Source organism: Rhodococcus sp. IEGM 1409 (assembly GCF_030056735.1).
Taxonomy (GTDB): Bacteria; Actinomycetota; Actinomycetes; order Mycobacteriales; family Mycobacteriaceae; genus Rhodococcus_F.
Genome location: NZ_JASHKN010000003.1, coordinates 380,099 through 403,629 on the forward strand (window position 1 = coordinate 380,099; position 23,531 = coordinate 403,629).

33 protein-coding genes and 1 tRNA gene are annotated in these 23,531 nt (G+C 63.2%); all 34 read right to left on the reverse strand.

Translation table 11 applies throughout. The features are described 5' to 3' along the window. Nucleotides 1-100: 100 nt before the first annotated feature. The 34 genes from QM716_RS11740 to QM716_RS11905 all read right to left on the reverse strand — a co-directional run bounded on the left by QM716_RS11740 (nucleotide 101) and on the right by QM716_RS11905 (nucleotide 23,529). A complete protein-coding gene (locus QM716_RS11740) occupies nucleotides 101-451 on the reverse strand; it encodes a phage tail fiber protein (protein WP_283304295.1) in 351 nt (116 codons plus the stop codon). A 1-nt stretch (nucleotide 452) separates the two neighbouring features. Then, on the reverse strand, nucleotides 453-770 hold the full coding sequence (locus tag QM716_RS11745; RefSeq protein ID WP_283304296.1) for an LtfC-like domain-containing protein: 318 nt from the start codon (nucleotides 768-770) through the stop codon (nucleotides 453-455). After that, nucleotides 767-1,054: a hypothetical protein gene (locus tag QM716_RS11750; protein ID WP_283304297.1), complete on the reverse strand. Its 288-nt coding sequence runs from the start codon at nucleotides 1,052-1,054 to the stop codon at nucleotides 767-769. The genes QM716_RS11745 and QM716_RS11750 overlap by 4 nt, the downstream gene beginning before the upstream one ends. A 9-nt stretch (nucleotides 1,055-1,063) precedes the next feature. Further along, the gene (locus QM716_RS11755) at nucleotides 1,064-1,711 is read right to left on the reverse strand and encodes a hypothetical protein (protein ID WP_283304298.1); all 648 of its coding nucleotides are present in this window, start codon (nucleotides 1,709-1,711) and stop codon (nucleotides 1,064-1,066) included. Continuing rightward, nucleotides 1,708-2,082 carry a hypothetical protein gene (locus QM716_RS11760; protein WP_283304299.1) on the reverse strand — a complete coding sequence of 125 codons (375 nt, stop codon included), beginning with the start codon at nucleotides 2,080-2,082 and terminating at the stop codon, nucleotides 1,708-1,710. The genes QM716_RS11755 and QM716_RS11760 overlap by 4 nt, the downstream gene beginning before the upstream one ends. Before the next feature lie 4 nt (nucleotides 2,083-2,086). After that, nucleotides 2,087-2,314 (reverse strand): holin, encoded by a 228-nt coding sequence (locus QM716_RS11765; RefSeq protein WP_054831581.1) that lies wholly within the window; start codon nucleotides 2,312-2,314, stop codon nucleotides 2,087-2,089. A 1-nt stretch (nucleotide 2,315) separates the two neighbouring features. Then, the gene (locus QM716_RS11770; RefSeq protein WP_283304300.1) at nucleotides 2,316-2,444 is read right to left on the reverse strand and encodes a hypothetical protein; all 129 of its coding nucleotides are present in this window, start codon (nucleotides 2,442-2,444) and stop codon (nucleotides 2,316-2,318) included. Beyond that, nucleotides 2,441-3,214 (reverse strand): peptidoglycan-binding protein, encoded by a 774-nt coding sequence (locus tag QM716_RS11775; RefSeq protein WP_283304301.1) that lies wholly within the window; start codon nucleotides 3,212-3,214, stop codon nucleotides 2,441-2,443. The genes QM716_RS11770 and QM716_RS11775 overlap by 4 nt, the downstream gene beginning before the upstream one ends. Further along, nucleotides 3,211-3,633: a phage gene 29 protein family protein gene (locus QM716_RS11780; protein ID WP_283304302.1), complete on the reverse strand. Its 423-nt coding sequence runs from the start codon at nucleotides 3,631-3,633 to the stop codon at nucleotides 3,211-3,213. Before QM716_RS11780 ends, QM716_RS11775 begins: the two co-directional genes overlap by 4 nt. Continuing rightward, the gene (locus QM716_RS11785) at nucleotides 3,633-5,318 is read right to left on the reverse strand and encodes a Gp37-like protein (protein ID WP_283304303.1); all 1,686 of its coding nucleotides are present in this window, start codon (nucleotides 5,316-5,318) and stop codon (nucleotides 3,633-3,635) included. Before QM716_RS11785 ends, QM716_RS11780 begins: the two co-directional genes overlap by 1 nt. Then, entirely contained in the window at nucleotides 5,315-6,238 is a 924-nt protein-coding gene (locus tag QM716_RS11790; protein ID WP_283304304.1) for a hypothetical protein, read from the reverse strand. The genes QM716_RS11785 and QM716_RS11790 overlap by 4 nt, the downstream gene beginning before the upstream one ends. 2 nt (nucleotides 6,239-6,240) lie before the next feature. Continuing rightward, nucleotides 6,241-10,608 carry a phage tail tape measure protein gene (locus QM716_RS11795; RefSeq protein ID WP_283304305.1) on the reverse strand — a complete coding sequence of 1,456 codons (4,368 nt, stop codon included), beginning with the start codon at nucleotides 10,606-10,608 and terminating at the stop codon, nucleotides 6,241-6,243. A 2-nt stretch (nucleotides 10,609-10,610) separates the two neighbouring features. Then, nucleotides 10,611-10,991, reverse strand: a complete 381-nt coding sequence (locus QM716_RS11800) for a hypothetical protein (protein WP_283304306.1) — start codon at nucleotides 10,989-10,991, stop codon at nucleotides 10,611-10,613. Between the two features lie 20 nt (nucleotides 10,992-11,011). Further along, the gene (locus QM716_RS11805; RefSeq protein ID WP_283304307.1) at nucleotides 11,012-11,587 is read right to left on the reverse strand and encodes a hypothetical protein; all 576 of its coding nucleotides are present in this window, start codon (nucleotides 11,585-11,587) and stop codon (nucleotides 11,012-11,014) included. Beyond that, entirely contained in the window at nucleotides 11,574-11,897 is a 324-nt protein-coding gene (locus QM716_RS11810) for a hypothetical protein (protein ID WP_283304308.1), read from the reverse strand. Before QM716_RS11810 ends, QM716_RS11805 begins: the two co-directional genes overlap by 14 nt. A gap of 173 nt (nucleotides 11,898-12,070) precedes the next feature. Further along, nucleotides 12,071-12,871, reverse strand: a complete 801-nt coding sequence (locus tag QM716_RS11815) for a hypothetical protein (RefSeq protein WP_283304309.1) — start codon at nucleotides 12,869-12,871, stop codon at nucleotides 12,071-12,073. 46 nt (nucleotides 12,872-12,917) lie between these two features. After that, nucleotides 12,918-13,331: a hypothetical protein gene (locus QM716_RS11820; RefSeq protein WP_283304310.1), complete on the reverse strand. Its 414-nt coding sequence runs from the start codon at nucleotides 13,329-13,331 to the stop codon at nucleotides 12,918-12,920. Then, the gene (locus QM716_RS11825) at nucleotides 13,328-13,606 is read right to left on the reverse strand and encodes a hypothetical protein (RefSeq protein ID WP_054831592.1); all 279 of its coding nucleotides are present in this window, start codon (nucleotides 13,604-13,606) and stop codon (nucleotides 13,328-13,330) included. The genes QM716_RS11820 and QM716_RS11825 overlap by 4 nt, the downstream gene beginning before the upstream one ends. Before the next feature lie 2 nt (nucleotides 13,607-13,608). Then, on the reverse strand, nucleotides 13,609-13,929 hold the full coding sequence (locus QM716_RS11830; RefSeq protein ID WP_283304311.1) for a hypothetical protein: 321 nt from the start codon (nucleotides 13,927-13,929) through the stop codon (nucleotides 13,609-13,611). Further along, complete coding sequence (locus QM716_RS11835) at nucleotides 13,926-14,429, reverse strand: hypothetical protein (protein WP_283304312.1); 504 nt, start codon at nucleotides 14,427-14,429, stop codon at nucleotides 13,926-13,928. Before QM716_RS11835 ends, QM716_RS11830 begins: the two co-directional genes overlap by 4 nt. Before the next feature lies 1 nt (nucleotide 14,430). Further along, nucleotides 14,431-14,589, reverse strand: coding sequence for a hypothetical protein (locus QM716_RS11840; RefSeq protein ID WP_214887932.1), 159 nt, complete (start codon nucleotides 14,587-14,589; stop codon nucleotides 14,431-14,433). Nucleotides 14,590-14,653: 64 nt separating this feature from the next. After that, on the reverse strand, nucleotides 14,654-15,964 hold the full coding sequence (locus QM716_RS11845) for a phage major capsid protein (protein ID WP_283304313.1): 1,311 nt from the start codon (nucleotides 15,962-15,964) through the stop codon (nucleotides 14,654-14,656). A gap of 22 nt (nucleotides 15,965-15,986) precedes the next feature. Next, nucleotides 15,987-16,670 carry an HK97 family phage prohead protease gene (locus QM716_RS11850; protein ID WP_283304314.1) on the reverse strand — a complete coding sequence of 228 codons (684 nt, stop codon included), beginning with the start codon at nucleotides 16,668-16,670 and terminating at the stop codon, nucleotides 15,987-15,989. Then, nucleotides 16,667-17,950, reverse strand: coding sequence for a phage portal protein (locus QM716_RS11855; RefSeq protein WP_283304315.1), 1,284 nt, complete (start codon nucleotides 17,948-17,950; stop codon nucleotides 16,667-16,669). The genes QM716_RS11850 and QM716_RS11855 overlap by 4 nt, the downstream gene beginning before the upstream one ends. A gap of 11 nt (nucleotides 17,951-17,961) precedes the next feature. Next, nucleotides 17,962-18,168 carry a hypothetical protein gene (locus tag QM716_RS11860; RefSeq protein ID WP_054825703.1) on the reverse strand — a complete coding sequence of 69 codons (207 nt, stop codon included), beginning with the start codon at nucleotides 18,166-18,168 and terminating at the stop codon, nucleotides 17,962-17,964. 7 nt (nucleotides 18,169-18,175) lie between these two features. Continuing rightward, nucleotides 18,176-19,690, reverse strand: a complete 1,515-nt coding sequence (locus QM716_RS11865) for a terminase large subunit domain-containing protein (RefSeq protein WP_283304316.1) — start codon at nucleotides 19,688-19,690, stop codon at nucleotides 18,176-18,178. Then, nucleotides 19,662-19,973 carry a terminase small subunit gene (locus tag QM716_RS11870; RefSeq protein ID WP_283304317.1) on the reverse strand — a complete coding sequence of 104 codons (312 nt, stop codon included), beginning with the start codon at nucleotides 19,971-19,973 and terminating at the stop codon, nucleotides 19,662-19,664. Before QM716_RS11870 ends, QM716_RS11865 begins: the two co-directional genes overlap by 29 nt. 430 nt (nucleotides 19,974-20,403) lie before the next feature. Further along, nucleotides 20,404-20,541: a hypothetical protein gene (locus tag QM716_RS11875; protein WP_283304318.1), complete on the reverse strand. Its 138-nt coding sequence runs from the start codon at nucleotides 20,539-20,541 to the stop codon at nucleotides 20,404-20,406. Next, complete coding sequence (locus QM716_RS11880) at nucleotides 20,541-20,762, reverse strand: hypothetical protein (RefSeq protein ID WP_283304319.1); 222 nt, start codon at nucleotides 20,760-20,762, stop codon at nucleotides 20,541-20,543. Before QM716_RS11880 ends, QM716_RS11875 begins: the two co-directional genes overlap by 1 nt. Before the next feature lie 43 nt (nucleotides 20,763-20,805). After that, a complete protein-coding gene (locus tag QM716_RS11885; RefSeq protein WP_283304320.1) occupies nucleotides 20,806-21,018 on the reverse strand; it encodes a hypothetical protein in 213 nt (70 codons plus the stop codon). A 451-nt stretch (nucleotides 21,019-21,469) separates the two neighbouring features. Continuing rightward, nucleotides 21,470-22,024 (reverse strand): cutinase family protein, encoded by a 555-nt coding sequence (locus QM716_RS11890; protein WP_283304321.1) that lies wholly within the window; start codon nucleotides 22,022-22,024, stop codon nucleotides 21,470-21,472. A 205-nt stretch (nucleotides 22,025-22,229) separates the two neighbouring features. Further along, nucleotides 22,230-22,303, reverse strand: a tRNA-OTHER gene (locus tag QM716_RS11895). 217 nt (nucleotides 22,304-22,520) lie between these two features. Next, nucleotides 22,521-23,177, reverse strand: coding sequence for a hypothetical protein (locus QM716_RS11900; RefSeq protein ID WP_283304322.1), 657 nt, complete (start codon nucleotides 23,175-23,177; stop codon nucleotides 22,521-22,523). Beyond that, on the reverse strand, nucleotides 23,170-23,529 hold the full coding sequence (locus QM716_RS11905; RefSeq protein WP_283304323.1) for a hypothetical protein: 360 nt from the start codon (nucleotides 23,527-23,529) through the stop codon (nucleotides 23,170-23,172). Before QM716_RS11905 ends, QM716_RS11900 begins: the two co-directional genes overlap by 8 nt. Nucleotides 23,530-23,531 lie beyond the last annotated feature (2 nt).

The following is a 23,531-nucleotide window of genomic DNA, read 5'->3' on the forward strand; positions in this document are numbered from 1 at the left end:
AAGGGGCCGTGGCCTCGTCGATGCCAGGGAACCGGACTGCTCTGATGTCCGGTCCTGGAAACCGGGCTACCCCGACGTCCGGGGCCGGGAACCTCATGGCTTAGGCCGGGAGTGCGTACGGGATGGTCACCTTGTGGTTGACCTTGGCTTCGCCGGACGGGCTGATGATGATGTCCGGATTGTCGATCACCTCGACAAGCGTGGAGCCGTTCCACCGTGTCATGTAGGTGTACGTGTTGGCGGCGACCGGGAAGGTCATTTGCGACCACGCGACGACGCCGAGAGCTGCGGTGCCGGGTGTTGCGGTCTGGCGTGCGTACGAGCCGCCTGTCGCTTCGTTTGCGGTTCCCGCGGGGCCGGGGCTGCCAGTGTGGAGCCCGAAGGTGGAGCCGAGTGCTGCAGCGGATGTCGCGATCGCGTTGGCGGTTGCGGCGGGGCATACGAGTGCCATGTCAGAATCCTTCGTCTAGGGGGCGTTGAGCGGATCCTGTGATCCACTCGTAGTCGTCGGTGGTTTCGGTGTCGCCGTTGGGGTATCGGACCCAGATGGTGAAGGTGTCGCCGCTGTCGATGGCGGTGAGTTCGGCTGATTCGATGCGCCAGGCCACCCTGTTTCCGACGATCGAGGTGGCGGGCCATGTCGGGCCGTCGTCCCAGATGATCTCGATGACCGTGTCGGCGGGGATCGGTCCTTCGTCTCGGATGCGCGAGAAGATCAGGTCGCCGTTGGTGATGCTCATGATGTCGCGCAGTGGTTCCCAGCCGATCATGTGCTTGCCTCCCCGATGTCGATCGCGTCGTTCATCGCGTGCGCCTCCGTCTCGATTGCGGCCCAACCGGCGACGATCTCGTCGCGGTACGCCTGTTCTCGTGCTGCGCTGGACTTGAGGGCAAGTGCCATGGCGTCGACATCGCCGTCGAAGATCCCACTCTCGGCGATCGTGAGACACGCGAGATAGTGCCACTCGACGTCCGTGCGCACCTCGATCGGCGGCCAGCCGCGGAAGTAGTCGATCGGAGGATATTCCGGGTCGTCGACCAGAGTTGCGGTCACAGTTGCCTCCTAGTTCTCTTCGGTACTGATCTTGTTGACAGACAGCCCGTTCCATTCACTGCCACCGAAGACGCCGCGACCGAAGGCTGCATTGACCCACAGTTCGACGTAATAGCCCGCGGACGGAACCGTGAACGGCATGTGCACAGAACGCGTGTTCTGCTCCCCCGTGTCGAATATGGACGTCCGTTTGAAGTGCTCGGAACCGTTGGGGGCATACACCTTCAACGTCATGCTGATCTTCTTCACTCCAGCGTTCAGAAAATCAAAGGTCGCTTGACCGTCAGCAACCCACAGACCCTTCGATCCGAGGATGAAGGCGCCATTGGTCATGGTTGTGCCAACCACAGGCCCGATCTGATTCGACATCGGATACTTCACAGAACCAAGCGAGAGCGAGATACCGCCATTCGCATAGGCGTGGGCGTAGCCGATGACGCCCTCGAGCTTCTGGGTCCGGGACTGCAGCCCCGCCAACTCGGACTGCGTCCCGGCTACGCCACCACCGAACAGTTTGATCTTCTTCGTCGATTCGGTGACGCCACCGAGGACGTCGGCTTCGTACTCTTCGCGGGTTTTGTTGGCCCACGCCGCGATCCCGCCGAGCCCGTCGAGCATTCCTGTCGGATACGGCCGGCTCGGATCAGGTGACGTCATCGCTGAATCTCGCTTTCCAGGTCCGGGGGAATCGTCGGCGGAGTCCCGTCCGGCACGTGAATGCCGATCCAGCGCAATAACTCCTGAATGAACCGGATCGCCGAATCCAACAGTTTCGTCTTGTGTTCGTTCTCCGACTCGAGAACCTCGATCCGCGCTTCGAGTTTCCCGACTCGCTCCGACAGTGGCACGAGAAGATCCGTAGCGGTCTGCGCGATGATCTGCGCCGCCTCGACACCGATCTTCCCCGACTCGGAATCGATCTTCCCGATATCGGCCTTACCTTTCCGCCGGCCGATCAGCCACGCAACGATCACAAGCAGGACCGCACCGACGCCGAGCGTGTCGAACCACTCCTGCAGCCATGCCACGCGCTCAGTCGATCAGGCTGGCGGAGTCGGGATTGCCCTTGCTTCCCGACGCGATCGACGTCAGCACCGATACAACGGTGGCGAGGGCGGCGACGGAACCGACGTTCGCCCAGTCGACTTCGAGGACGCCCAGTGCGCCTGCTCCCAGCACGCCGAGAGCTGACTGCGCAGCGGTCTTCACGGCGCGCTCAGCGGAATCGGCCCAAAACTTGGATGTGGTGAAAATGCTCATGTCAGTAGTTCCTTCGTTCGAGTTGATCACGGTGGGTAATGAGGGCGTGGCCGGTGGCCCAGCGCCACCCGGCCCACGCGAGTAGGCAGGTGGCGCAGAGGACTACGGCGGCGATGGCGAGGATGGTCATCGGACGCCCAGCGCTCGCCAGGTGTCCGGTCCGACTACGCCGTCTGCGGCGAGGTTGGAGCGTCGTTGCACCTCGCGCACAACCGATTCGGTGGCGGGACCGAAGTCGCCGTCCACGGCGAGCTTGGAGTAGCTCGCGAACATGCGATTGAGCAACGCCTGGAGGTAAGTCACGTCACCGCCGGTGGAGCCGCGGCGCAGCGTCGGGCGAGTGACAGGCTTCGGGATCACCGGCGGGGTCGTCGTGCCGGCCAGAAGCCCGAGGTATCCGCCTTCGAGGCGCTGCGCGAACGCGATGAGCTTCGCCGATGCACCGTCACCGGATGCTGTACCTCCGTTGAGCTGGTAGTGCATCTCGTCGGCGCGGGACCAGTCGGCGCCCCAGAAGATGTTGCCTTCGAACAGGTTCAACCCTTCGCGGATCTTCTGCTTGCGCCCGGCGGGCATCGTGCGCGAGCCCCATGGGTACTGCACGGCGTTGAAGTCGAGCGCGGTACCGGAGAGATGGTTCGAGTTCGCGACGTCGTTTACGGCGGACCAGCCCCAGTCGTCGCCGACGCCGGACTTGAACAGGTCGAGGCGTTCGACGTTGCGGTGGTACCAGATCGCCCAGGCGCGCAGGACGACCTCGGACGGTCCGGATCGGACGATCATCGCGGCGAGGAACTGATTGTCGGCGCCGGGAATCAGAATGCGTTCGCAGGCGTCGCGGTTGCACATGCGCCACCCGTTCTCGGAGCGGGTGTTGCCGTAGGCGGTGCGGAAGGTCATGTCTCCTCCTGGAGTATCGGCGGATGTGGGTTCGCGGAGTCCTCGGCTTCAACGGCTTCGAGGGCGTTCGTGAGTTCGTTGCGCAGTTCTTTCGGCATCTGGCGCACAAGGTCTTTCGCTTCGGTCCGGGGTGGGTCGGGTTCGTCGACCGGCACCCACTTGCCCAGGCCCGTCATCCAATGCTCCTCGGTTTGAGGAAGTCTCAGTTTGGATATCGGTTCGGCCTGATGTCCGCACTCGTCACACTTGAGGCGTGCGCCGAGGTCGTGCAGTCTTTTGGACATCAGCCGGTAGTACTCGAGTGGGACCATCGCTAGCGCACCTTTGAGACCAGGCATCGAGACGAACATCCACCAGAACATCTCTTCCGGGTCGTCGAGGTCGCAGCTCTCGCGTAGAGGTATCTCGTCCTTCTTCATCACATGACCCCCATGTCCTTGAGTTCGGATTTACTGTTCGCGATCTCGGCCATCAGGCGCAGGATCGGATCTTGTTGCAGCTTTTCGCCGCCGAGCGTGATGGCGATGTCCGGTGATCGGTCCACTCCCCAGGACAGAACCGTTTTCGACACTCGTTCGACGTGCATGCGTTGGGTGAGGTCGCCGGGAATGCGGGTCGCTACCCGGTCGCCACGTCCGAAGTGCCCGATGCCGGGCGCGCCGATGACATACGGTGCGGCATTGATGATTTCCAGTGCCCCGGAGAAGATCGCCCGAGTTTCGAACGCACCCTGCCGAAGGACCGCGAGCGAATCGAGGGTGTACGCCTTGCCGCCCGAGGCGATGAAGTACTCGAATTCACGGAAGTCACCCGAGGTTTGGGCGCGGCGCAACATTTTGACCGCAATCCAGGCGAGCACCGTGTCTTCGTAGAACGGGGCCAAGATTCGGTCAATGGATCCGCCGATGCTCCCGACCTGCAACAGATTTCCGACGACATCGAACATTCCCTGAATCAGCGCGCCCATGGTCTCGTTCACGCCGGGCATCGAGTGGCCACCGGTGACGAGCTGTATCGGGCCGGGCAATTGCTGGTCGAAGTTCGAGCGCAGAATTCCCGGACTGTCCGGCGGGTAGTACACGTACGGCACGCGGGGATCGGTCAGGCGCTTGCCGGGGATCCGGTAGTCGCCAACTGTCGGCATGCCGGTCGTCGCCTGATCGATGTTCTCGACGAAGTCGTCGGTGTACGAGCGGATGGTGCGCGTGAGTCCGTCGAACCATGTGCCGCCGTTCGCGGTACCGGCGAACACACCGGACTTGTCTTCGACCCACACCACGAGCGCGCCGTGTCGCAGCTTCGCACCCGGCCACGGCAACGGGTCGCCGGTGAACCAGCGGCGCCACTGCAGCGACAGTTCACCGTCGGCGAGCATCGCGGTCGCGGCCTCGTGCCAGTACTTGAAGCGCGAGGTGAGTTTGCCCCACGGCACACCCGATGCCACGCCGTCCATGAAGCTGCCCGGCTTGACGACGACTGTCCAGGTGGACATGTCGAAGCCTTCCCACCATGCCGACGGCTTGAGGGGATCATCCGGGAAGGTGAGGATCGGATTGTTCTCACGGCACAGGTTGATGTGCAGTGCCCCGAGAACCACCCACGGAATCGGCCCCGCGAGTCCGAACACTCTGATCGGCTGGAATGCGGCCGGCATAACCGGCGTAGACCACAACAGTTTGGTCTTGAGCTGCTGAAAATCCGACAGGAACGTCGCCGTCAGTTGCGAATACCCGAGTTCGTCGGTCGCGACTCCAACCCTCTTCATCAGCCCGGACCAGCGGGTTCCCATGTAATCGACCGAGACGACGACGTTGATCTTCTCGCCGCGCTCCACCCGGCCGTACATGTCGTTGAGCCACTGCGCTTGCGGCATCGAGAAGTCGAGTTTCAGGGTGCCGACACCGGCGTCGAGTTCGATGTCTTCCCATTCGGCCTCGTCTTCGCACTCGATGACGTGGACGAGGTCGCAGTTGTCGCCGGTCCACAACCGAACCAGCGCCGGAGTGCGCCGCATCATCTCGAGCTCACGATGAACGCGATCGGTTTCCAGCATGATCGCGGCGCACTGCTCCACCAGGGACAGATCGAAATCGACTGCCGTCACAGCAATTCACCCCCGAACGGTTTCGGCCACAGCCGCGGTTGATGCAGCTCCGCCCGAGCGCCACCGGCCGGTGCTCCCGTGTAGCTGATCGGAAGCAGAGTGCGCGGAGTGAAGGGCGGGATCTTGTGCATGAAGAACTCTCGGCCGCCGTTCTCGCCGAGAAGGTTCGTTCCTGACCAGGATTCGAGCATCAGGCGCATCGGGTCGTAGTTGATCCGGGCGCCCGCATGAACGGAATCGATCGGCAGCAGTGGCACGATCCGATTCGCATACTTGCCGCCCGGAACGCGCTTGCCCTTCTTGCCCGTCCAGGACACATCCGGGATGTTCCACTGCGCCCGAGTGAGCACCCACGTTTGAATCATGGTGATGGGCGTCGGATTCGAGACCGCGATGAAATCGGACGCCGAGGTTGTGGTCGCCTCGAAATGCGTGACGGCCTTGCGACCCTCCCAGAACGGCTGAGCGGAGCGCACTTTGTAGATCGGATTCAGATACTGCTCATCTTCGAGCGTCGGATCGAATTCCGGATCCAGGTCAGTGGTGTCGTAGCGCTGGATGAACAGTCGCCGGATGTCGCGCTTGGATTTCACGACGATCCGGGCGAGCTGCTCGTCCTCGTCCCACTCGTCCGGGGCGTCGGTGATCATCTGATCCAGCAGTCCGTCGAGTTGCTCGATGTCCATGGGGCCTTCATCTCCGAAGAGATGAAGGCCCATGGTGATGTCGCGCCACGGGTAGGTGCGGGACTTGAACCGGCCACCACGTTCTCTCGCCGCCCGTGTCCACTCACTACTGATCGGCGGGTTGAGGATCCCCTGGAGTTGGCCAGCTTTGATCATCACGCCCTGCTTGCCGGCGTTGCGGCCACTGACGTCGAGTCGGTGGCCGTTCGCGCCGATGATGGCAATGTCGAGCACAGTCAGCCTCCGAATCGCATGAGGGCGAGCCGTTGCTGGCTGGCCTGATCGCGCTGCCAGGAATCCTGATCAGCGAGCGTCACTTGCTGGTTGTTGTTGATCTGCACCCGCGGCCCGCTGCCGACGCCTGCACCGGCAGAAACCAGTTCGTCGACCTTGTCGATGTTCGCCTCGGCGACCTTCCAGTGAGCGTCCTTGAGAACGAATTCCGGATCGTTGAGTCCGTTGAACCCGAGGGTTCCCGGTTCCCAGACCCCGCCGGTGTCGAACAGCGATGTGCCTTCGACCAACTCGCGGGCGCGGCCCATTGCCTGGCCGTACTTGGCGGGGAATGCGCTACGCTGCACGGCCTGGGCGACCGCGCCTGGATCCATCAGTTCCCAGCCGAGCGGGAACTTCTCGTAGAACATCTTCGCGCTCTCGAACGGATTCATCCGTTGTTCGAGCGTGCCCCACTCCGGGAAGTCCTGCTGCTGAAACAACCCGGTGGAGCTGCCATTGGAGCCGACAGCGTCGTGCGGGAGATTCAGTGATGCAGCAAGTCCTGAATTGGCGAACATCTTGAGCGGGTCGCCGACCTCCACGAGTGCGGTCGCTTCACCGATCGCGGCTGCATGCTCGCCGAGTCCCATTTCCTTGGCTGCGCGGGCGATCTCGTACGCGTACAGATCGTGACCGGTGCGTTGGACCGTGTCGACGGGCGGCACGGTGCCCGCTGCGATCGCGTCATCCGCCTCTTTCTTCGACATCGTTTCCGTTGTCGACGTCGAAGAGGACTTCGCACTGTCGGTGATCGTGTACCGGTCGGCGAGGTCGAGCCATTCACCGACACCGGCGATCTCGATCGCAGAGTCCGCCCAGATCCCGGCGACATCCGTGAACATCGTCTTGATCCGATCCCGCGCCGAGAACACCTTCTGCGCTTCAGGGGCACTGGTGGTCTCGGTTGTGGTCGACGTCGTCCCCGCGACACCCGATGTCGATGTCGCCGTGTCGGGACTTGTCGGCGCAACCTCTGGCTCAGGTGCGACATCGCCAATGGAGGCCGATGTTCGCGTGTGTACGTGATCCTGATGTCCGGAATAGTCCGACGCGAAGTAGCTTCCGCTCACATCCTCGCTGCGCCCGGCCCAACCGATCTTCTGGCCAGTGTTCGGGTTCTGCCAAATGATCTGCTCGAGCCCGTCGGACTTCGGTGCGATCGACAGCAGCCATTCGGCGTAGGTCTGCATCGCAGTGACCGGCCCGGACCAGTCGATTCCTCGGTTGAGGTGATCAGGATTGGGGGCATAGCCCGCCTCTCCTCGATCGCTCTCCTGATGGCCGGGATATGTGCTCGGCTGCAGGCCGTTTGTCGACGCCAGGCTGGTTACCCACTCGGGGAATCCGGCAGACCCATAGCTGATGCTGGACCCAGCAGGGAGGCCGTACGGCTCACCTATGCCGCCGCCACCTGAAGTTGCCACTGGCGCTGTCGGTGCGGCCGGTGCGGCCGGTTCGGCCGGTGCGGCCGGTGAGCCCGAGGTGCCGGATGCGCTGGTGTTCTGGACACCGTTGCCGGCCGCGTTCTGTACTGGGGGAGTCCAGTTCGTTCCGCCGAACACCTCGGGATTGACCGGTGCCGGTGTCTGCGGTGTCGTGGGGACCATGCTCCAGTCCCGGTAGACGTCGACAGGCTTGCGCTGATTCGCACCAGCTTGAATTCCGCCGAGAACACCGCCACCCGCATACTTCGGCAGGTCCGGGAACATCGTGTGCAACTCGGACGCCGTCGGTGTCCAGCCGGCATTGAGCGCACCAACAAGCTCGGAGCCACCGTTGGCCATGGCCTCTGCGTTGACCACGCCCTCGTCGGTCGAGACAAGAGCGGTGGGCATGCCCCACTTGTCCATAGCGAGGATCGAGTCGGACGTCGGCGTACCCGGCCCCCAGAGCGTTCCATCCTTGCGACGGCCAGCAATACCACCCGAAGCGAGCAGTGGAATGTCCGGCGTATCGAGACCGAATCCACCGATCTTCCCGATGCCCGGAATGTGGGTATCGATCTGAGGAATGCGAAGAGAAAGGTTGTTCCACTTCTGAATAACCCAGTTGATCATCGCTTTGAACGCATCACTGATGCCGTCCCACATACCTGACGCTGCATCCCTGATTCGGCCCGGTAGTCCGGTGACGAATCCGATCATCTCGTCCCATTTGCCGACGACCCAATCCTTGGCGCCGCCAGCGGCATCGGTGACAGAAGTCCACATCCCGGATGCGATCGCTGCGATGCGGCCGGGAATGCCGGTGACGAAGTCGACCAGCTCGTTCCACTTTCCGACGATCCAGTCCTTAACCTGCGTGACCTTGTCGCCGATCGAGCCGAACGCCTGCTTGAGAAGTTCCCATCCTTCCTGCAGTTTGCCCCACACCCAGTCCCAGGTGGCGGTTATTCCGCCCCACACTGCGTCCCAGATCGTTTGGAACCACGTTGTTTTCGTCGCGATGAGGACGACTGCGGCGACGAGTAGGCCGATGCCGATCACGATCAGCATCAGTGGGTTCGCGGACATGATGACGTTGAACGCCAACTGAATTCCGGACCAGATCTTCGTGGTCGCAGAAGACAGTTTGGATGCGACGTCGAAGTCCTTGACCGCAGTGACGCCCTTCTTGACGCTGTCAGCCATGCCGACCGCGGTGTCCTTAGCGGAAACGAAACCGTCCTTGAGGCCGACAGCGCCCTCTTTGACGGAATCGAATGTGCCCTTGGCGGTTTCGAATCCGGCGACCGCGCCTCCGAGACCAGTCATTCCGGCCACAGCAGCCAGCGCTGAGCCCTCGTTCTCTCCGAGCGCGCCCGTGAACTCACTCAGGATCGGGATGACATTGTCACCGAGCATGTTCGTGACGTTCTGCTCGAGACCGCGCTTGAAGGTTTCGAGGGCAGATCCGGCATTGTCATTGAGGACTGAGATCGAACCGTCGAGAGCACCCTCGAAATTTCCGATGGCATCGTCAGTACCCGCGAGGGCACCAAGGAATCCGGGGATCTGATCGACCGACAGGTCTTCCAGCGGGGAGCCGAAGAGCTGCAGCGACGTGTTCGCCCGGTCGAGCGGATCCTTGATGTTCATCAGCCCGGCGGCGGTCTTCTGTAGCGCGTCTTGCGCTGCAGGCCCGCCAGTAGCGATAGACCTGGACATCTCCTCGGCGTTCAGGCCGATCTTCTTGTACGCCTCTTGCGAGGATTCGGACATGTCGGAGCCGAGGAGGGTGAACTCCTTGAGCGCGTCACCCGTCTTGTCGAGGGCAATCGCACCACCCTGTGACGCACTCACCAGCATGTTCATGGCGTCTTTGCCATCGAACCCGAGGGCACGGAAGTTGGTACCGTACTCATTCAGGATCTCAGGTAGCTCGCCCCGCATCTCGACAGAGACCTCTTGCATGCCTCGCGTGAGAAGGTCGAATGCTTCGTCGGCGCTACCGGCGAGACCGTTCGTCATCAGCTGACTGGCAGCCTGCACCGACCCGGACACATCCTGGTCGAAGATGTCCGCGAAACCAGACGCCTTGGACGAGAGCTGCTCCAGCCGTGCGCCGCCCATCGTGTCGAGAGATCCGAACGAACCACCGACAGCGGACACCGCTTCCCGGATGTCGTCCATCGATCCGCCGACACCGGATGCGTAGAGATCGCCCGCGACCGCACCGTAGCGCTTGGCTTCCTCGGCGCTCTCACCGAACGATGCCGCGAGCTTGGAGCCTAGCTTGCCCTGCTCCATCGACTTGCCGACCAAGTCGGTGGCAGCGCCGACACCGGCGACACCGGCCGCGAGCCCGGCGAGTTTCTTTGTGCCCGAGTCGAGTCCGGAGAACATCGACTTGAAACCGCCACCCGCCTTCTCAGCGGACTGAGCGACGTCGTCGTTGGAATCAGCGAGATCATCGTTGGCGTTCGCCGCAGCCTCGGCAGCATCAGCGGCACGCTTACGTGCCTGCGTGAGTTGCGTTTCCGCTGCCTCGGCCGCACCCGCCTGCTTGTTGTTGTCGCGTCTCGCCTTCTCTACCGCTGCCTCAGCGGTGGCGATCTGCGATGCCTTCGCCTTGCCGGAGTCACGCAATTCCTGCAGCTTGAGTTCGGCGATGCGGACCTTGTTTGAGGAGTCCGCGGCCTTGTCCCGCTCAGCCGAGAGTTTCTTTGTCGCGGAAACCACTTCGGCTTCGGACTTCTTGACGCCCTCGGCCATCGCCGATCCGAGGCTCGCGCCTGCTGCGGTGCCGGCCTGGCGGATCGGTCCCGAGACCTGCCGTGTGATCTCGTTCGCGATGCCGGGAATGGTCGGCAGAATTTGCAGTGACGCCCAGCCGACAGATCTGGCCATGCTCAGGTACCTTCTTCCAGTCTGCGTGCCCGCTCAGCCAATCGCTGCTGGCCGCGCCTGATCCGCTCGTCGTCGAGCTTCGAGTTCGATTTCTTCGCAGCAGGTTTCGGGCGGTTCGGGTAGTCGTGCCACCGCGCCCCACGCTTCTTGCCGCGGTTCGCCTGCAGTGCCCACAGGTCTGCGAGCAGGTGGTCTTCGATCGACCACGGCATGCGTCCACCGTTGTCGGAGATCGCGAGCGCTGAGGTGTGCGGAAGTCGGCGGATGTAGACCCACAGCAGACGCAAGGTCAGCTGTGAGTCGCCACCACCGGGACGCCAGAGGTCTCGCAGATCGGTTTGGTAGAACCGTTTGAGGTCGGCCTCGATGTCGTCGCCCCGCAACTGCAGGACAGCGAGGAGGCCTAGGAGTTTCCCTCGTTGACCATGCCCGCTTCCTCGGCGAACATCGTCATGATTTCCGACGCTGCTTTCATCGGCGGCTTACCTTCCGCCTGCGAGCGAGCGCAGAACCAGAAGAACTGCTTGTCGCCGAGCAGGCCCTTGACCATGTGGAGCGGGTTCTTGCCGATGGCGCCGAGGTTCCAGTCCCAGTTGTCGATCAGGGCGGAGCGGTCGACTCGGATTTCCTCGCCCCACAAGGTGAGGACGATGGTCGCGTCGGTGGCTTCGCCTTGACGTGCCGCGGTCGCCTTCTGGTGGTCCTGCGGCTTGGGCGCGTTGTCCGGGATCTTGCTGGCGGAGCGGCGCTGTTTGCGGTTGCCCTTCTTGGACTTGGTGTGCGCGACGGCTTCCGACGCGTATTCGACATCCTCGCCGACCAACTTGACTTGCGGCGCGACGACGTCGGGGAGGTCTTCGACATCGCTCGGCTGATCTACCTTCGCGAGGAGGCGGCGAGCGGCCTCGATCTCAGCGGCGGTGGGCTCGTCGGCGTCCGGAGTGTTCTCGAAGTCGTCGAAGTCTTCATTTGAGGGCATGTGCAGCTCCTTGGTTGTCGCGCCAGATGTGTGGTGCGATGGCCGCCGTGATTCGGTCGGCGGCGAGGTCTGTGAGTCCGGCCTTGATCAGGTCGGCGTAGGTTTGTGCGATGAGCGCGATGGGATCAGACGGCGGTAGTTCGTCCTCGTCGTCTTCGTCCGGTAGCTGCTCGGCGATCTGAATGGTCTTGGCGACCTTGGCTCGATCGCGGGGACGGAGGCGCTCACCCGGTTTGATCACGTCGAGTGCGATTGCCGCGGCATTGATTTCGGCGTCACTCGGGGTACGGAGGCGCGGCGGAGTAATCACGTGCGCTGCCGGTCTCGGGCGAGTTCGAGTGCGCCGACCGTCATCACGAGTGCGAAGAACCATGTCGGCGGAATGCGTGAGGTGTCCATGCGAACTCCTTTGTGCAGAAAGGGTTTGTGCAGCAGGTGGAGCCGATCGCCCGCCGGGCTGCACACCGGCGGGCGATCGGGGTATCAGGCGGAGACGACGGTGACGACGCCTGCCGGGGTGAGCGATGCGGGCGGAGCCGTGAGGGTGCCGCCGTTCGCGAGGACCACCGTGTACGGGCCGCCGGCAGAACCGGTTACCGTCGCCGAGGTCACCGTCGACAGCAGCTCGAGCGCAGCCTTCACAGCGGCATTGGCCGCGTTGTAGGCGATGCCCACCACGGTCTGGTTGTCCACGCGCAACGGGAAGGTGCCCGCCGTGGTGCCCGCAGGCACGGTGACGGTGAACGTCTTCGGGCCCGCGTTCACCTCGTCGATCTTGCGCAGCACCCGGCCCTCGGCGTCGGCGAACAGGTCCGCGGTGATCGGGAAGGTCCGCACACCGGACTCCGACTTCGTCCACGCACCGGAGGTGAGCAGCGCCGGGCGGGTCGTCACTTCGATCTCTTCGACGTCATCCTCACGGGTGACGAGCAGCAGGTGCGCGTGAAATCCCTTGGGCAGCGAGATGTAACCCTCGTGCTTGCCGTAGGCGATGCGCTTGGTGACAGTGTTCTGCTCCAGCGCATTGAGCGAGAGCTCGAGCGTGCCCTTGCTCGTCTTGCCCTTGAAGCGCGGGTTTCCCCAGCCGTCGTGGAAGGTCTTTTCGAGACCGGGCGTGTAGGTGACGCCTTCGGTGCCGAGCAGACCGAAGTCGAGCCACATCGCGCCAGGTGCCTGACCGGGGGCGGGGATGGCAGCTTCGAGAGTGCCGGTGTACTCGGGATCGAGGAGGTAACCCTCGCCCTCGTCGAAGACCGACGCGTTGTCGGGATTGATAACAGCCATGACAAATGACCCCTTTCAAGGGCTCAGTTCCTCCGAAGGGAGGCGGTTAGATGGGGGTGGTGCGGATGCGAACCGGGACAGTGAAACCGGCGATGCGGCCACCGTTGTCCGGGTCGATGTCGTCGAGAATTGACGAGCCGGCCATCACGTTGGTGATGCCTGGAATCCGATGTGCGAGAAGCAGTCCTTGACACAGGGCTGCGAGTTCGCGTGATCGGGTGCGGCCGTTGGACCACACGGTGACACCGATCTGCGGGATGGTGAAGACCGGCCACTCCATCGGGCCGCCGTCATCTCGGACGACGATGAACGGTGCGGCGGCGGCGCCGTCGACCTCGGGAACCCACTTCGAATCGAGTGAGAGCGCCACCCGCACGCCAGGCTCGCGAGTGGCCAGGATTCCGGCGAGGAATTCCTTGACCGGCTTGACGGCGTCGGATGCCTTGCGCGCCGGTTTCATCGGCCCCTCACTGTCAGCCCGACCATTCCGGCAGCCTTGGTGAGCGTGCCGTATTTCAGTTGTCGGGCAACACCGCTGATCTCCTTGATCGCGACCGAGGAGACGGGGCGGTCGGTGGTGTACGGGTCCGCTTCGATCAGGATGCCGTCACCGGCCACCTGCCTGGCTGCAGCCGCGATCTCGACGGCAGCGGCGTCGGTGAGTGCTCGCACTTCGGGGGAGTTGAGGATCTCGTTGATGCCGTCGTGGTCGATCTGAAAATCGATGCCGGACATCGTCACCCCCTTCCGAGGTAGGCGAGCACTTCCATGCCGCGCCGTCCCGTCCCGTAGGCCGAGCGCCAGTCGAGGATTCGCACCTTGCAGACGAGCCCGCGGATCTCGAGTTCGTCGTCGTCGGTCAGGTCCGGCGCCGGCAGGAAGTAGACGGTGTGTTCGATCGTCTCGCCCTGACGCTCTTGCGACTGGTTGCGTTTGGAAGCGCCGGGTGCAACAGCTTTGGCGCGCAACGGAACCTTGGTCACCGCCCCGGGGATCGGATCGTTGTTGTCGTCCAGCCCGCCGGGTGTGCGGCGGATACGGATCACTGTTTCGCTCACGCTTGCCGCTCCAACCTGTACCGGTCGAGCACGCGCAGTTCGTGATCGAAGAGCGCCGTCGAACCTTCGGAGGCGGAGAAGCTGAACGGGCCGATCGTTTCCGCTTGCCCACCGAGTTCCGAATTGACCGCTCGCGCTGCCGCTTCGAGAACGACGCCGAGCAGATCCGCCGGTGCTTCGAAACCGTGATGCATGCGTACCTGGATCGAGCGCCACCGGTTCGGCCACCGCCCTCGCAGCGCACCCATGTGTGACCATTCGACGTCGCCGACCACCTCGCCGTGCACGCGGACCTCGTCGAGGGAGACCAGGCGCAGGGTCGGCAGCATCAGCACTGTGCCGCCGTTGCCGTCGAGGGTGACGGTTTCCTCGAGCACCGGTGCGACGTGCCAGCCGCAGTAGGAGCGGATCGCGGCGGAGGCGACGTTGAGTCGCCACTCTTCGAGTCCGGTCCCGGCCATCAGGGCGGTGAACTGTTCGGGGCTGATCAGCGGATCCATGTCAGACCGCCTTGGTGCGGGAGCGGGTGCGCGCCTTGTTGGCCGGCGCGGGTGCCGCTTTGGTCTTCGGCGTCAGACCACGAGCTTTCGCGTCTTCTGCGGTGAGTTGCAATGTGGTGGTTCGGCCGTTGACGTCCACTTCGTAGATGTCGAGTTCCATCTCGTCCTCCTTCCCGGTCGGCCCGCCACCCCGGCCGGCGGTCAGACCGGCCAGGGTGTGCGAGTTAAGCGTGGGTCGCGACCTTCACGAACGCGGACGGGCGAGTGACAGCGAAGGCCACGCGCTCCTCGGCGAGGATGGCGATCATGTTGCGGATGAAGAAGTCCGCGTGCGAGTCGGTGACCGTGACCGTGGTCTGCTCGCGGTCCCACAGCACTGCCTTGCTGTAGTCGCCGAGGGTCGCGGTACCGGAAGGCTGCGACTCGGATTCGACGACCGGGACACCCCACAGGGTGCGGTTGCCGAAGGCGAACGGGCCGCCGTAGTAGTAGCGGTTCTCGCCGTCCTTGGCGAGGTCGATCAGCTCGGCGTCCTCCGGGGACACGACGATCGCGGTCGGGGCGACGCGGCCGATGGTGCGGACCTTGGTGATCGCCTTGCGCACCGAGGTGAACAGGTCGTCGACGAACGCCTGCGTCTGGATGCCCGAGGTGGCGTTGATGCCGGTGAGGTCTTCGCCGGCACCGGTGCCGTTGAGGATCTGCTGCTCTTCCTTCTCCGTGATGTCGGCGCGGAGTTCGTCGTTGATCAACCCTTCGAGGGCTGCGACGTCGGCGAGTGCGCGCTTGGTGGCGGGCACCCACTCGGCGATGGTCTTGACGACCGCGGTCTTGCGCTCGAATGCCCAACTGCCCTCGGGCTTGTAGCCGCCTCCGGCATTGGGGATCAGGGCGCCGCCACCGGATGCCGGTGCGGTCGGTGCCGCCGAGGACGTAGCCTCGGGAACCACTGCCGCGGCGTTGGTGTGCGCGGTCTGCGCCACGTACTCCACCGTGTCGGAGCCGGTGCGGCGAACGCTGACCAGGTTACGGATGGTCAGTTCCTTGCGGCCGAGCATCTCGACGATGCCGGTCTGCTCGGGCGTGACGAACGCGCCGCCCGAGGTAGGCGATGCGCCGACGAACAGGCCCTTGATGCCGATCGGGTCGGTCTGAAAGCGCGAGCGCTCGGGGACCTGGCCGGCGCCCTTGTACGGGGCCATCGCGGACTTGAACTGCGCGGAGCCCACGACCTGCAGGCCGAGGGACTGTGCCTTCGCCTTGGTGGTGTCATCGGAGGTGGGTTCCTCGACGGGCTCGGTGCCGACCTGCTTGGCGAGCGTCTCTGCCGCCGAGATGACCTCGACGTCGTGACGGGCGGCCTCGAGGTTCTTGACGAGTTCCTCGGCCTGGGTCTTGTACTTGTCGAACTCGGCCTGCTCGTCTTCGGTGAGGTCGCGAGCTTCCTCGTCGGCCTTGGTGGCGATGAGCTTCATGCTCTTGACGGCCGCTTCGGCCTCGCCCTTGAGCCGGGCAATACGAATGCTGGATGCCATGATGGCGTACCCCTTTCAAGGGCTAGTGAAGTGAAAGCTCCGCGCTGAGAGCGTCTGCCGCAGCGAGGTTTCGGCGATGGGCCGCCGGGGACTTCTCCGACGATTCGGCCGGGGGGAGCGTGTCGAGCACTTGCCCGATCGCCTCATAGGCGCCGCGCAGCGAGGACTCGTTCTTGGACGAGAGAGCGCGACCGGCCTTGACCATGAGGACGTCGGTTTCCTGGTTGGCGCCGAGCGGCACCACCGAGACTTCGTGCAGCTTGAGGGTCTTCAGTTCGAAGACCTCGTCTTCGCCGTCGCCGTCCGCCTTCGGGCGCTGGGACCGTGCACCATCGACGACGTCGAAGGCGAAGGACATCTGCGAGATCCGCCGCTCCTTGAGGAGCTTGTACGTGTACGGACCCTTCGGAGAGTCGAGATCGATCTGCGCTTTGACGAGCAGTCCGACGTCGTCCTCCTCCGCTGAGAGTAGGTGTCCGATGTTGAAGTCCGGATCACCCATGTTGTGCCCGAACAGAAGTGGGATCGGATCGCCCTTCTCGGCCCACCGTTCCAGGTCGGCCTTGAACGCGCCCGGCATGACGATCTCGCCATAGCTGTCGACATTTCCGAACACGCTGGCGTAGGCGGTGAAGACACCGCTCTCGCCGGTGTCTTCGTCCGGTGGTTCGGCTTTGATCTGTGCTGCAGTGCTTTTGGTTCTCACTGCGTTTCCTCCTCGGTTTCTTCGTCGGCCGGGGGCTCGGTGCCGTTGGAGACGCCGGGCTCGGTCGGGGTGATGTCACTCGGGGAGGCTTGGCCGCCGATGATGACGTTCAGGGGGGTGATCAGCTCGTCGCCGCCAGGGACCGGTGGGCGGTTGTCGAGAGCGCGGGCTTCGTTGCGGGTGATGTACGGGCCACCGACCGAAGACTGAATGCCCGCGGCACGTTCCTCGAAGGAGCCGGACAACTTCTCCTGCAGGTTGAACTCGACGTACACGTTGTCGTCCGCGAGGTCGGGGACGAGTTGCAGTTCGATCTCTTCCTTGATCATCTGCAGCCACGGCCCGAGAGTGTCCTGATACAGCATCTTGTGCTGCTCTTGGATATTCGAGAACGTCGCCGAGCCCATGATGCCGAGCATCGATGGCGGGATGAAGTACGCGGTTGCGACTTCCTCACGGGTGAGCTTGCGGGCCTCGATGTACTGCAACTGTTCGGCAGTCTGTGACGCGCTGACGAACTTCATGCCGTCCTCGAGGATCGGCGTGCCACCGGACTGCGGGCCGCTGCCGGTGTACTGAGCTCGCCACCCTTCACGGAAACGCTCACGCGCCGTGTCGGACCAGTCGGCGACACCGGCCGTGCGCGCCGGCCGTTCGAGGTAGCCACTCACGCGGGCGCCGTTCTTGAGGACCTGCTCACGCATCCGGCCCGCCTCGTACTCCTCCGACAAGGTCTGACGGAGCGCTTCGAGTGGGGACTCACCGGCAATGCTGGTGTTGGAGTACCCGCGGAAGAACACGATCTGATCGGGCTTGACGTCGATCTTCCCGGCCGAACCCTTCACCTCGAAGTACTCCGGCGTCAGCCAACTCTCACCCTTGGGAGTGACGAAGTCCGGCGGAATCCGGACGAGTCCTTCGACGCCGTCCTTGGTGGTGATCTTCTGCCAGAACGCCATGTCGTAGATCGCGAGATCGTGAATCAGTGCGTCCATCAGTCGGTATCGCGTGGTGTACGGACTCGGCTTCGAGAGCAGCCGTGCGAGTGGATGATCGGTGATTCGTTGCCGGTCCGCATCGCCCTTGCGTGCGAAGACATGCAGGCCGAGGTGGGCGATGTTGCGGGCCAGGAACGACACCGATGTTCGGACCGCGGGCTGTGTCCGCCACAACTGGTAGTACGCGAGCGAGAGTGAATCGGTGAGCTGAATGCGTCCAGGCGGTGGAAGCTCCAGCCGCGAGATGCTTTTCAGTTTCCCATCGGAGGTCACGAACGCCATGCCGGCACCTCCTACAGGGCTTGGATGAAGTCGATGTTCGCCTTGTCGATGGCGATCTCACCGTCAGCGGACATGGCCTCGCGGCCGTCCTCGTGGATGAATGCGGACTTGACTGTGACGAGCGGGCCCCGTGTGGAGACGATGACGCCGCTGATCGATGTTCCCGAGAGCAGGTTGACGACCACTCTCGGTTTGGCGTGCAAATGCTTGTAGTGCATGGGTCTCCTAGACGGTGAACAGGCCGGTTGTCTCGTAGGCGGATTCGACGATCTCCTCGACCTTCTGGCCGAGCAGCCAGTACGCCGAGGCTTCGGCGATGACCGGGCTGGCATCGCCGGGTGAGTTCTTGCGATCGAAGAACCAGGCGTCACCGGCCGGGCGAGCGCGGACTGTCCGGGCGGACTCGTCTGCGACCTGCTGGCCGCGGTGACGGACCTTGCGTTGTTTGATCGCGTCGAAGAACGCACCCGAGGACTTCGAGAGTTCGGCGCCGCCGATGGGCACGACCGTCATGCCTGCGTCGGTCAGTTCATCGGTCAGGCTCGACACCGGTGCGCCGCGTTCCTGCAGGGCAACTTGGCCGTTGAACCATCCATCCTCGATCGCCTTGCGTTCCTTGAGCCACGGTGTGACCCAACTCGTGCCCACGCGGGAGGCCACGATCTCGAGATGCACGAGGCCGTCCTCACGCTCAGCCGCAATGGCGATGTGTGCGCGCTTGCGATCCCACGACACATCGGCAGCGACAGCGACCCGAGTACCGTCAGCACGCCGAGACGACTTGTCCAACAGCGCGAGCCAGTCGTCCTCGTCGATGATTCCGGATTGGATCTGCTCGACTTCCTGGCAGAGGTTCTCCGTGCGGAAACCGTTGTCCGTTTTCGTTTCTCGGTCCGCTTGCAGCGCGGTCGGCGTCAGGGTGTAGCCGAGCGCCGGATTGGCCTGCGCTCGCGCATCCCAGTCGTCGAGGTCGCACCCATCAGGAGCGGAGTACTCGAACAGCCCGAGAGTGACCTCGTCGGTTCGATGTGTTTCGATCGCGGCCTTGGCGCGGCCACGAAGATCGCGGAGCACCACTGAGTGGACGTCGCCGGCGTTCGATGCGCAGACTGTCTGTGCGCGAGGCGGGATCAGAGTCGTGGACGACAGGGCATTCCAGGCGTCCCAGGACTTGTGCTCGCGCAATTCGTCGAGAAACAGCAGGTCGGCAGTCTTGCCGCGCTTCGCATCACGTTCGAGGGTGGCAACGACGTACTTGCCGCCTGGCTTTCTCGGCGTGCGCTTGTTCGGGCGAAGCCTCATTGCCTTGCCGCCGTTGACGCGCTTCGGCTTGAACATCCGCTTCTTCAGCGCCGGGATAGCTTCGGCCTGATCGACGATCTCCTCCCAGACATCTTCGGCGTCACCGAGGGACTGAGCCGCACCGATCACCATCTCCGCGCCGTCGACGAACAGGCGCCACAACAGGAGCGCCTTGATAAGCGTCGTCTTCCCGTTCTGACGCGAGACAAGCAGCAGTACCCGCTTGAAACGGAATCCGCCCATCTCGTTGAGTTCGAGCGCGTGGATCAGGAACCACTTCTGCCAGGGCATCAACGTCATCCGCAGCACCGACTCGGCGAAGCGGATGCACTCGAAGCCCGCGCTCGTCTCCGGCGTCAACTCGCGCAGCGGGGGAGTGAACAGTCGAGGTTCGGTGCAGCCCTTGAGGTCAGACCGACTTGAGAGCAGGGCGGTCATCGAGGATCGCATCCAGTTCGTCGCCCTCGGGCGCAGATTGCAGGTTCAGTTTTGCTGCGCCTTCGGGTGTCAGGCCCAAGCCGGTGAGCACTTTGTGCAGCGTCGGCACCGGTCCGAAGGTTGCCTTTGTTGCGGCGTCTGGTCCCTCGGCAACCGCGTCGTCGATGACCCGAGCCAACATCCGCGCCTGCTCAATCGAACCGCGGTACTGATCGGAATCCTGCAGATGGTCAGCAGCGCGAACAGATGCATTGACTTCCGAAAGGAGTGTCTTTCTCGCCATAATCAGACCTCCGATACTGGGTTACTCGCGTGCGCGAGCCCCCTCAGCCCGTAGGAGGGAGAGAGCCACTCGCCGGTGGAAGTGGTCCGTCCAGCCCGATCCCAGCGATGCCAGGGCCCTACCCCCTGAGCGCCTCTGTGACGTCACCAGACCTCGCTCGGTGACCCGAGAGAGGGCGCGACGGCATCGTTGCCACGGGAGGCGTTACAGCCCTTGTGACTTGGGCGGAAATTCGCTGGATCGTCGATCAGTTCAGGGTGCGTGGAGACCGGGAAGTAGTGGTCGTTCTCGAACGCTTCGGGGTGATCTCTGGGCAGGCTGTAGTCGATCGGCTGTGAGCACAGGTGACATTCGGCGCCTCGCGTCTTGCATTCCTGCCTGAATTCAGCTCTGAGCGCCTTGTGTCGTCGGGTACTACGCTCGTTGGCCATCAGGCGGTCGCGTCGATCTCATCACTGAGCGACTCGGCATACTCGGTGAGTCGAGCAACTGCATCCCAGTTCTTCATGCGCTCGGCTCGTGCGATGAGAACCTCGCAGTGGTACAGCCGGTCATAGAGGGTGGGCATCACGTACCCACTGCCAGGTGCAATAGGCAGAGTTCGATGTGAGCGAACATCTCCTCGGTGATCGTGACCGGTCCGAGGATCTTCACCTCCGAGCACGAGTAACCACGTACGCCGTTGATGGATCGAGGTGTCATGTGAGCCCAGTGCCGAGCTTCTGGGTGCGCTCGTCGATACGCCTTGATCGGCTCCATGTCTGATGCGATGAGCAATGGGTTGGGCATCATGACCTCCACATGTGAATGAGTCGGACTATCACCCAACGGATCAACGCGAGGCTTGGCATCGCTGCTCTCGCTGCATCATTCGGCGCGACCACCAGGCGTTGTCGAGGATCTCGTCAGCCTGCACTTGAATGTTCGGGATGCCGAGGAAGGGGCTGATGTAGTCGAGGCTTTCTTGGATAACTCGCGGGAGAGCCACGCCTTCAAAGACTGCGAGCAGGTCGCCTTCGTATGGGAACTCCATCAGATCACCCACTGTTCGATGAGTGCCCACAGGATTCGGATTGCTTCAATCAGGTCGAGGATCATGGCGTGCGACCATCGAGGGCGAAGGGTGCTAGGGCCTCTCGCCACGCTCTGCTGATTTGTCGACCCGCGAGCCGCCATCGATCACCCATGACGCGCCAACGGACATCGGGCAGCCCGCATAGTCTGCGCATTTCCTCGTATGGGATCAGGGCGATGGGTGCAGCCATGTCAGCCTCCGGGCTAGTAGGGGATCAGCAGTTGCAGTCGTCGTCGGTGCCGCAGCCTGGGCAATTGGTGTTCGAGTCGGGTCGGTTCTCGTACTCGTCCAACCACTTCTGTGTCACATGCTTTTCGGCCATCCGTGCTGACCCGTTGCGGCGCCGATGCCCTTTCGTGTGAGGTCGGCAGCAAGCCCATCCAGCCGATGCAATCCCAAGTAGACCGGCCATGGATCCCCCTCAGTCGAAGTAGCGGGTGTGATTGCGCAGGTAGCCGATGACGGACCCGAGTTGGTCCGTGTTGTTCCAATCGCAGACGCCGTCTGTTGGGATGCACTTCGATTCGACGGGCACGGTGAAGTCGTCGCGTTCGCCGTACATCGTGGCGCCGAGGATGCCGGGCAGATTGATCTGTGTCTCTACGCCCGAACCGGCGTTGCGCGGATCGGAGTAGAGCACCCCGGTCACTTCCGAGGCCTGGGGTTCGGTCAGGACGTCGCCGACGATGCGGGCGCCTTGTGAGTAGCCGATGACGAGTGTGCCGTCTGGAGCGTTGTTGAGTTCGGTTCGGAGCGCTTGGGTTCCGGCTTGCACGGACTGGTCGTAGCTCGGCCATAGGACAGTGGCCGGGTAGTCGATGTAGGTGACGGTGTCGCTCGGTTGGATCTCTGCGGCTCGCAGTGCTCCGCCATCTCGGCCTGTGCCGTCGACAACGATGACGTTGCGTGCGTGGGCAGGTGAGGCGAGGAGAAGCGGAACGGAGACTGCGCATGCGATAACGGCCAGGATTCGCATAACTGCCTCCTGTGAAGTTGATCCCCGGACGTGCGCGCAAGCCGATGCTCAGCAAGCGGCACTGTCCGGGGGTTGCTGCACGTCCCTCATAAGGGGCGCCGTTGTCTCACGGACCGGCGCGGTGTGCAGCAAGTGAAGGGCTGAAATCGGCTTCCGTGCGAATCAGGCGCGACCCAGGATCACCAACACACCGATCTCAGCTCAGTTCCCCTGGCTGGATTCGAACCAGCACTTTCACCCGATCACGCTCGGGCAGCTCTGCCTTTGAGCTACAGGGGATCCCTATTCAGTTGTTGCGTCAGCAGCAGCACCGGCCTTGGGAAAGGTTGACCCGGCCTGTAGTTGGTGCCAGCTTGGATTCCGTTGGTCCCGTTAATCACTCCGGGCGGCGACTTTGACTGATGCATTGTGGCCGGAAAAGCGAATGTGCGGGTGGTCGATTTCGACACTGCCCGCACAACGCGCTCAGCGTACCACGTGCGCGGCTAGAAGCAGGTCAAGCGCTTTCGGTGACTCGCCGCTCAACATCGTTGTGTGCGTCGAGGACTTCACCGAACACGAACAGTTCGACGCGTCCGATGATGACTGTCTCGACGGGGTTGACGTGGCCGAGGGTTTTCAGGTTATTGATCCGTTTGCGGGTCAGACCCTGGACTCCCATCTCGCGGCCCAGTTGTGCGATGTCGCCAGTGGGTAGTCGCAGTGCGCGGGCGGCGTCGAGTTTGTTCTCATCCCACTTGGGCTGAGCGCGGATGCTCCTTCCTGAGGCGCGTTGTGCTGCTTTCACTTCGGACGAGATCGACGTGTACGCGGTTTCTGATCCGGGCGTGGTGGCGAGGATCAGGATGTACTGGTTGAGGAACCGGGCCATCGGCAGGATGTCGAAGCGGGGGTGCGTGATCCGGCGGACTTCGCACAACCACTTCACCCATCGCATCAGCTCTTGCCGAAGATCTTCGGCGACCTCGTCGGCGTCCGCAGCGAACGGCAACGGTTGAGGTCGATCACCGGTGGTGACCCTCGGTTCGAACGTTTGGGCCCGGATTCCGATGGTCATGCACCGGGCGAGATTCTCCACTGTCTCAGGTACCTCGCCCAGCACCTTGCCGAGGGCCTGCCGCTCGTTCGTCGGCAGGTAGAAGTGCTCAGCCATCGGCCCCGCCCACCTTCGCTCGTTGGGCGTCGGCCCGCATCTTGCGGGTACAGGCACCGCAATCATTTCCGCTCGTGAACAGGACGTCGAACGGATCCTTGGGGATTGTGAAACGCAGCTGCGCCACGTGCTCTCGGAAGATTCGCCAGTTCCCGCACAACGCCCTACCCCCGCGGTAGTAGTGAAACTTGCGCTGCCGGCCGATGGTTGACGATGCCCAACCCTCGGGCCACACAAATTCGTCGATCTTCCCACTCATTGCTGCCCCGTCCCCGAAGGCATGACTATCTGGCTGATTCGTGCCCGAAACGATTTCCACCAGGACCGCTTCGAGAACGTGAGGCAGTGGCATGC

Bases quoted from the DNA above. Each gene is read 5' to 3' on its own strand.
- QM716_RS11740 (WP_283304295.1), bottom strand. From the start codon at position 451: ATGGCACTCGTATGCCCCGCCGCAACCGCCAACGCGATCGCGACATCC.
- QM716_RS11745 (WP_283304296.1), bottom strand. From the start codon at position 770: ATGATCGGCTGGGAACCACTGCGCGACATCATGAGCATCACCAACGGC.
- QM716_RS11755 (WP_283304298.1), bottom strand. From the start codon at position 1,711: ATGACGTCACCTGATCCGAGCCGGCCGTATCCGACAGGAATGCTCGAC.
- QM716_RS11765 (WP_054831581.1), bottom strand. From the start codon at position 2,314: ATGAGCATTTTCACCACATCCAAGTTTTGGGCCGATTCCGCTGAGCGC.
- QM716_RS11770 (WP_283304300.1), bottom strand. From the start codon at position 2,444: ATGACCATCCTCGCCATCGCCGCCGTAGTCCTCTGCGCCACCTGCCTA.
- QM716_RS11775 (WP_283304301.1), bottom strand. From the start codon at position 3,214: ATGACCTTCCGCACCGCCTACGGCAACACCCGCTCCGAGAACGGGTGG.
- QM716_RS11780 (WP_283304302.1), bottom strand. From the start codon at position 3,633: ATGAAGAAGGACGAGATACCTCTACGCGAGAGCTGCGACCTCGACGAC.
- QM716_RS11795 (WP_283304305.1), bottom strand. From the start codon at position 10,608: ATGGCCAGATCTGTCGGCTGGGCGTCACTGCAAATTCTGCCGACCATT.
- QM716_RS11805 (WP_283304307.1), bottom strand. From the start codon at position 11,587: ATGCCCTCAAATGAAGACTTCGACGACTTCGAGAACACTCCGGACGCC.
- QM716_RS11815 (WP_283304309.1), bottom strand. From the start codon at position 12,871: ATGGCTGTTATCAATCCCGACAACGCGTCGGTCTTCGACGAGGGCGAG.
- QM716_RS11820 (WP_283304310.1), bottom strand. From the start codon at position 13,331: ATGAAACCGGCGCGCAAGGCATCCGACGCCGTCAAGCCGGTCAAGGAA.
- QM716_RS11825 (WP_054831592.1), bottom strand. From the start codon at position 13,606: ATGTCCGGCATCGATTTTCAGATCGACCACGACGGCATCAACGAGATC.
- QM716_RS11835 (WP_283304312.1), bottom strand. From the start codon at position 14,429: ATGGATCCGCTGATCAGCCCCGAACAGTTCACCGCCCTGATGGCCGGG.
- QM716_RS11840 (WP_214887932.1), bottom strand. From the start codon at position 14,589: ATGGAACTCGACATCTACGAAGTGGACGTCAACGGCCGAACCACCACA.
- QM716_RS11845 (WP_283304313.1), bottom strand. From the start codon at position 15,964: ATGGCATCCAGCATTCGTATTGCCCGGCTCAAGGGCGAGGCCGAAGCG.
- QM716_RS11855 (WP_283304315.1), bottom strand. From the start codon at position 17,950: ATGGCGTTCGTGACCTCCGATGGGAAACTGAAAAGCATCTCGCGGCTG.
- QM716_RS11860 (WP_054825703.1), bottom strand. From the start codon at position 18,168: ATGCACTACAAGCATTTGCACGCCAAACCGAGAGTGGTCGTCAACCTG.
- QM716_RS11865 (WP_283304316.1), bottom strand. From the start codon at position 19,690: ATGACCGCCCTGCTCTCAAGTCGGTCTGACCTCAAGGGCTGCACCGAA.
- QM716_RS11870 (WP_283304317.1), bottom strand. From the start codon at position 19,973: ATGGCGAGAAAGACACTCCTTTCGGAAGTCAATGCATCTGTTCGCGCT.
- QM716_RS11875 (WP_283304318.1), bottom strand. From the start codon at position 20,541: ATGCCCACCCTCTATGACCGGCTGTACCACTGCGAGGTTCTCATCGCA.
- QM716_RS11880 (WP_283304319.1), bottom strand. From the start codon at position 20,762: ATGCCCAACCCATTGCTCATCGCATCAGACATGGAGCCGATCAAGGCG.
- QM716_RS11890 (WP_283304321.1), bottom strand. From the start codon at position 22,024: ATGCGAATCCTGGCCGTTATCGCATGCGCAGTCTCCGTTCCGCTTCTC.
- QM716_RS11900 (WP_283304322.1), bottom strand. From the start codon at position 23,177: ATGGCTGAGCACTTCTACCTGCCGACGAACGAGCGGCAGGCCCTCGGC.
- QM716_RS11905 (WP_283304323.1), bottom strand. From the start codon at position 23,529: ATGCCACTGCCTCACGTTCTCGAAGCGGTCCTGGTGGAAATCGTTTCG.